6 protein-coding genes are annotated in these 6,000 nt (G+C 56.7%); all 6 read right to left on the bottom strand.

Annotation, left to right across the window (positions count from 1 at the left end; all coding sequences use genetic code 11):
• A partial coding sequence (locus PFH44_RS11610; RefSeq protein ID WP_283825064.1) for a pyridoxine 5'-phosphate synthase occupies positions 1 to 301 on the bottom strand: 301 nt, incomplete at its 3' end.
• Positions 302 to 309: 8 nt separating this feature from the next.
• Entirely contained in the window at positions 310 to 1,050 is a 741-nt protein-coding gene (gene recO / locus PFH44_RS11605; RefSeq protein WP_041147718.1) for a DNA repair protein RecO, read from the bottom strand.
• Positions 1,051 to 1,181: 131 nt separating this feature from the next.
• Positions 1,182 to 2,087, bottom strand: coding sequence for a GTPase Era (era, locus tag PFH44_RS11600; protein ID WP_041146752.1), 906 nt, complete (start codon positions 2,085 to 2,087; stop codon positions 1,182 to 1,184).
• Positions 2,084 to 2,764 carry a ribonuclease III gene (rnc, locus tag PFH44_RS11595; RefSeq protein ID WP_041146753.1) on the bottom strand — a complete coding sequence of 227 codons (681 nt, stop codon included), beginning with the start codon at positions 2,762 to 2,764 and terminating at the stop codon, positions 2,084 to 2,086. Before rnc ends, era begins: the two co-directional genes overlap by 4 nt.
• Positions 2,765 to 3,058: 294 nt before the next feature.
• The gene (lepB, locus tag PFH44_RS11590) at positions 3,059 to 4,033 is read right to left on the bottom strand and encodes a signal peptidase I (RefSeq protein ID WP_045856384.1); all 975 of its coding nucleotides are present in this window, start codon (positions 4,031 to 4,033) and stop codon (positions 3,059 to 3,061) included.
• Between the two features lie 16 nt (positions 4,034 to 4,049).
• Positions 4,050 to 5,849: a translation elongation factor 4 gene (lepA, locus tag PFH44_RS11585; protein WP_045856386.1), complete on the bottom strand. Its 1,800-nt coding sequence runs from the start codon at positions 5,847 to 5,849 to the stop codon at positions 4,050 to 4,052.
• Positions 5,850 to 6,000: the final 151 nt, after the last annotated feature.

The raw sequence follows: 6,000 nt of genomic DNA, 5'->3' as shown, positions 1-6,000 counted from the left end.
CTTCCTGACGCTTTTCCGGCACCAGGCAGCAGAAATGCGGTTTGGTTTCGCAGGCGATCGCCAGCATCTCTTCGGTCACCGCCATTTCGAGGTTCATGCGGGTATCCAGCGTCTGGCGCAGGACGCGCACGTCGCGGTCGGTGATATGGCGGCGGTCTTCACGCAGATGCACGGTGATACCGTCGGCGCCGGCCTGCTCGGCGATAAACGCGGCCTGTACCGGGTCCGGGTATGCCGTGCCGCGAGCGTTACGTAGCGTAGCGATATGGTCAATGTTGACCCCTAACAGTAATTCAGCCATGACAATCCTCATTGTTCATTATTTGTTTTATCTGCTCGCGCCGCTCTGGCGGGAATAAACTGGCGAAACAGCTCCCGGCTCTTTAGCGGCTTGCCGCCAAGATACGGCTTCAGGGCGATACGGGTAAAGCGTTTGGCAGCACGTAAGGCATCGCTATCCGGGAATTCACGGTTAGCCAGCGCCTTCAAATGGTGCCCGGTAAAGCTGTTGTTATCAATAACCAGGCTGGCGATAAAGCCTTTTTCTTCGCGGTAGCGATAGGTCATGGTATCGGAGACCGCTTCGCCGCTGCCGGCGCAGTGCAGGAAATCGACGCCGTAGCCCAGATGCCCGAGCAGGGCCAGCTCAAAGCGGCGTAAAGCCGGCTCCGGCGTACCGCTCGCGCCGGCGAGCGCCTGGAGGCAGTGCAGGTAGTCGAAAAAGAGTTCAGAGAAGCGAGTTTCGTGTTCGAGCACCCGGGAGAGCAGCTCGTTGACGTAGAGGCCGCTGTAGAGCGTTATTCCGCTGAGCGGTAGCGCCAGCGAAACGGCTTCGGCGCTGCGCAGCGTTTTGACTTCGCCACGGCCGCCAAAGCGGAGCAGTAAGGGGGTAAATGGCTGGAGAGCGCCTTTGAGGCTGGAGCGTTTGGAACGCGCGCCTTTGGCAACAAGGCGCACGCGGCCCGACTCTTCCGTGAAGACGTCCAGCATCAGGCTGGTTTCGCTCCACGGGCGGCTATGCAGGACGAAAGCGCGCTGCCAGCCTTCCATCATACTCGTCGTCTTTCAGGTAGCCGGCGCGCCGGCTGCGTCCAGTCACCCCGGTCGCTTACGCCAGTAAGCTCCCGGAGACTCGCGGTCTTGCCGCCTGCCTGCACCTCGAAAGCCATGGAGTTGCAAACTCAGAGGTCGTCAACGTAACCGAGGCTGCGCAGCGCGCGCTCGTCGTCGGCCCAGCCGGATTTGACCTTCACCCACAGTTCGAGGTGAACCGGCGCTTCGAACATATCCTGCATGTCTTTACGCGCTTCAATACCGATGGTTTTGATTTTGGCGCCTTTGTTGCCAATAACCATCTTCTTCTGACCTTCGCGCTCAACCAGGATCAGGCCGTTAATATCATAACCGCCGCGTTCGTTGGTCTGGAAACGCTCGATCTCTACCGTTACGGAGTACGGCAGCTCGGCACCGAGGAAGCGCATCAGCTTCTCACGGATGATTTCAGAAGCCATAAAGCGCTGGGAGCGATCGGTAATGTAATCTTCCGGGAAGTGATGAATCGCTTCCGGCAGATGCTTGCGCACGATCCCGGCGATGGTATCGACGTTAGTCCCGGTTTCCGCGGAAATCGGCACGATATCGAGGAAGTTCATCTGGCTTGCCAGGAACTGCAGGTGCGGCAGCAGATCGGCCTTCTCCTGCACGTTATCGACTTTGTTCACCGCAAGAATAACCGGCGCCCTGGCGTCGCGCAGCTTGCCCAGCACCATTTCGTCGTCCGCGGTCCAGCGGGTGCCTTCAACCACGAAGATCACCAGCTCAACGTCGCCAATCGAGCTGCTCGCCGCTTTGTTCATCAGGCGGTTGATCGCCCGCTTCTCTTCCATATGCAGGCCCGGGGTATCAACGTAGATTGCCTGATACGGCCCTTCGGTATGGATGCCGACGATGCGGTGACGGGTGGTCTGCGCTTTACGGGAAGTAATCGAGATCTTCTGCCCAAGCAGCTTGTTCAACAGCGTGGATTTACCCACGTTCGGGCGGCCTACGATGGCAACAAACCCGCAATAATTTTTTTCTTCGCTCATTCCAGCTCCAGCTTTTTCAGCGCCTGTTCGGCGGCAGCCTGCTCCGCCTTGCGACGGCTGGAACCCGTGCCGACCACCGGTTCACTCAGGCCGCTAACCTGGCAGTGGATAGTAAATTCCTGATCGTGTGCTTCCCCGCGCACCTGAACCACCAAATAAGATGGCAGCGGCAGATGGCGACCCTGCAGATACTCCTGCAGGCGGGTCTTCGGATCTTTTTGCTTATCGCCCGGGCTAATTTCGTCCAGACGAGTTTGGTACCAGGAGAGGATCAGACGTTCGATATTCTGAATATCGCTGTCGAGGAAGACTCCGCCAATTAACGCTTCGACGGTATCTGCCAGAATCGATTCACGACGGAAGCCACCGCTTTTCAATTCACCCGGCCCCAGACGCAGGCACTCACCCAGCTCGAACTCGCGAGCGATTTCCGCCAGCGTGTTGCCTCGTACCAGCGTCGCGCGCATGCGGCTCATATCGCCTTCGTCAACCCGAGGGAAACGATGGTAGAGCGCATTCGCGATCACAAAGCTCAAAATAGAGTCGCCTAAGAATTCCAGGCGCTCATTGTGTTTGCTGCTGGCACTGCGGTGAGTTAATGCCTGTTGCAACAGCTCCTGATGATTAAAAGTGTAGCCCAGCTTCCGTTGAAGCCGATTAATTACGATGGGGTTCATGCGTTACCAATAGATGAATGCGTCAAAAATGCAGCACACGAAACCGACCTGAGCATTCTCGCCAACTTCACGTTGCATGCGCGCTTGCTTGTCGCCTTTCTGCAACCCAAATTATTGAGAGAATAAACAACCAACGCGGTTTCGTGTGCAGTGTCACTCTTACGAGAGACAACCAAAACTTCGGGGGGATATTCTATACGCAACGACAGGGGATGTCGTTAGTTTGGATGGATTTAAATATTAAATAATTCACGCTGCCGATATTGCAGCGGCAGCGTGAATCGGGCAGGGAAATTAGTGGATGCTGCCGATGCGCGATAAACGCACGCCGGTTGGCCACTCGCCTTCCTGTTTTTCGAAGCTCATCCAGATAGCCGTGGCTTTACCCACCAGGTTGGCTTCCGGCACAAAGCCCCAGTAGCGGCTATCCGCGCTATTATCGCGGTTGTCGCCCATCATGAAATAGTGGCCCGGCGGCACAATCCAGGTCGCCAGCGGCAGACCGGACTGATGGTAGTACATCCCCACCTGATCCTGGGCAATCGGCACGGTCAGAATGCGGTGGGTAACGTCACCCAGCGTCTCTTTGCGTTCGGTCAGACGGATGCCGTCCGCCTTGCTCTCGCCCTTCGGCAGCTGCCAGAATCCGCTGGTCGCTTCACCGCCGTTGCTGCGAGAGAAGGTCTGGACGAAATCGCTCGGCTCAACGTTAGAGTAAGTGACCGGCAGCGCGTTGCCGCAAGCCTGTCCGGAACTGCATCCCGGCTGGATAGTGACCTGCTTGGTCAGCGGATCGTAGGTGACTTTATCACCCGGTAAACCCACCGCGCGCTTGATGTAGTCGAGGCGCGGATCTTCCGGGTATTTAAACACCACGATATCGCCACGCTTCGGATGCCCGGTTTCGATCAGCGTTTTCTGATAGATAGGATCTTTAATCCCGTAAGCAAACTTCTCGACCAGAATAAAATCGCCGATCAGCAGCGTCGGCATCATTGAGCCTGACGGGATCTGGAAGGGTTCGTAAATAAACGAACGCACCACCAGCACGATCGCCAGCACCGGGAACACCGAGGCCCCCGTTTCCAGCCAGCCCGGTTTCGGGCCAACCTTCTTCAGCGTTGTTTTATCCAGGCCTTCAGCGGTCGCTTCCTGGGCTGCGGCCTGACCTGCGCGACGCTTCGGTGCGAAGATAAACTTATCCAGACACCATAAAAGCCCCGTTACCAGGGTTGCGATCACCAGGATCAGGGCAAACATGTTCGCCATGCCAACTCCTTAATGGTTATTTTCCGTCTTTGCCCACGTGCAGAATGGCGAGGAACGCTTCCTGCGGCAGCTCAACGTTACCCACTTGCTTCATGCGCTTCTTACCGTCTTTCTGCTTCTGCAGCAGCTTCTTCTTACGGCTCACGTCGCCGCCATAGCATTTCGCGAGGACGTTTTTACGCAGCTGCTTAACGGTAGCACGGGCGATGATGTGGTTGCCGATTGCCGCCTGAATCGCGATATCGAACTGCTGACGCGGGATCAGCTCTTTCATCTTCTCTACCAGCTCGCGGCCGCGGTACGGAGCGTTATCGTTGTGGGTAATCAGCGCCAGCGCATCAACGCGCTCGCTGTTGATCAGCACATCGACGCGCACCATGTTGGATGCCTGGAAGCGCTTGAAGTTGTAGTCCAGCGACGCGTAGCCACGAGACGTTGACTTCAGCCGGTCGAAGAAGTCGAGGACCACTTCCGCCATCGGGATCTCATAGGTCAGCGCAACCTGTTTGCCGTGGTAAACCATGTTGGTTTGCACGCCGCGCTTCTCGATGCAAAGGGTGATGACGTTGCCGAGGAACTCCTGCGGCAGCAGCATATGGCACTCGGCAATAGGCTCGCGCAGCTCGTAAATGTTATTCAGCGGCGGCAGCTTGGACGGGCTGTCGACGTAGATAACCTCTTTCGCCGTCGTCTCAACTTCATAGACCACCGTTGGCGCCGTGGTAATCAGGTCCAGATCGTATTCGCGCTCAAGACGCTCCTGGATGATCTCCATATGCAGCAGGCCAAGGAAGCCGCAGCGGAAGCCAAAGCCCAGCGCCGTCGAGCTTTCTGGTTCATAGAACAGAGAGGCGTCGTTGAGGCTCAGTTTGCCCAGCGCATCGCGGAAGCTTTCGTAATCGTCAGAGCTAACCGGGAACAGGCCTGCGTACACCTGCGGTTTGACCTTTTTGAAACCAGGCAGCGCTTTGTCAGCCGGGTTACGGGAAGTGGTCAGGGTATCGCCCACCGGCGCGCCGAGGATGTCTTTAATCGCGCACACCAGCCAGCCAACTTCGCCGCACTTCAGCTCGGTACGATCGACCTGCTTCGGCGTAAAGATACCGAGGCGATCGGCGTTATAAACCTGTCCGGTACTGATAACCTTAATCTTGTCGCCCTTGCGCATGGTGCCGTTTTTAATACGCACCAGCGAGACGACGCCGAGATAGTTGTCGAACCAGGAGTCGATGATCAGCGCCTGCAGCGGAGCGTCCGGGTCACCTTCCGGCGGCGGAATGTCGCGCACCAGTCGTTCCAGCACGTCCGGGACGCCTACGCCGGTCTTCGCCGAGCAGCGCACCGCGTCGGTGGCGTCGATACCGACGATATCTTCAATTTCTTCCGCTACGCGTTCCGGATCGGCCGCAGGCAGGTCGATTTTGTTGAGGACCGGCACAACTTCCAGGTCCATTTCCATCGCGGTATAGCAGTTAGCCAGCGTCTGGGCTTCAACCCCTTGACCGGCATCGACAACCAGCAGCGCGCCTTCGCAGGCGGCCAGAGAGCGCGAAACTTCATAGGAGAAGTCGACGTGTCCCGGGGTGTCGATAAAGTTCAGCTGGTAGGTCTCACCGTTGGTGGCCTTATAATCCAGGGTGACGCTCTGCGCCTTAATGGTAATGCCGCGCTCGCGCTCAAGATCCATGGAATCCAGTACCTGGGCTTCCATTTCACGATCGGAAAGGCCACCGCAAATCTGGATGATACGGTCAGACAACGTAGACTTACCGTGGTCGATATGGGCGATGATTGAAAAGTTACGTATATTCTTCATATTTAGAGTTAATTATGCCTTACGCGTATCATGAGGCTACTGTTCTGTGCCTGACGTTTTTTAATCCGAAAACGCCGCATTCTACACTACATCCTTGAAACCAGGAAATGCTCTTACAGCTAGCATAGCCGGAGTAAATGACGGGATCTTA

The sequence above is a fragment of the Klebsiella sp. Ech2A genome (assembly GCF_030078455.1).
Lineage (GTDB): Bacteria > Pseudomonadota > Gammaproteobacteria > Enterobacterales > Enterobacteriaceae > Klebsiella > Klebsiella terrigena.
Note: the sequence above shows the minus strand (reverse complement) of the source record. Positions and strands in the feature narration are given on the sequence as shown.

Bases quoted from the DNA above. Each gene is read 5' to 3' on its own strand.
- recO (WP_041147718.1), bottom strand. From the start codon at position 1,050: ATGGAAGGCTGGCAGCGCGCTTTCGTCCTGCATAGCCGCCCGTGGAGC.
- era (WP_041146752.1), bottom strand. From the start codon at position 2,087: ATGAGCGAAGAAAAAAATTATTGCGGGTTTGTTGCCATCGTAGGCCGC.
- rnc (WP_041146753.1), bottom strand. From the start codon at position 2,764: ATGAACCCCATCGTAATTAATCGGCTTCAACGGAAGCTGGGCTACACT.
- lepB (WP_045856384.1), bottom strand. From the start codon at position 4,033: ATGGCGAACATGTTTGCCCTGATCCTGGTGATCGCAACCCTGGTAACG.
- lepA (WP_045856386.1), bottom strand. From the start codon at position 5,849: ATGAAGAATATACGTAACTTTTCAATCATCGCCCATATCGACCACGGT.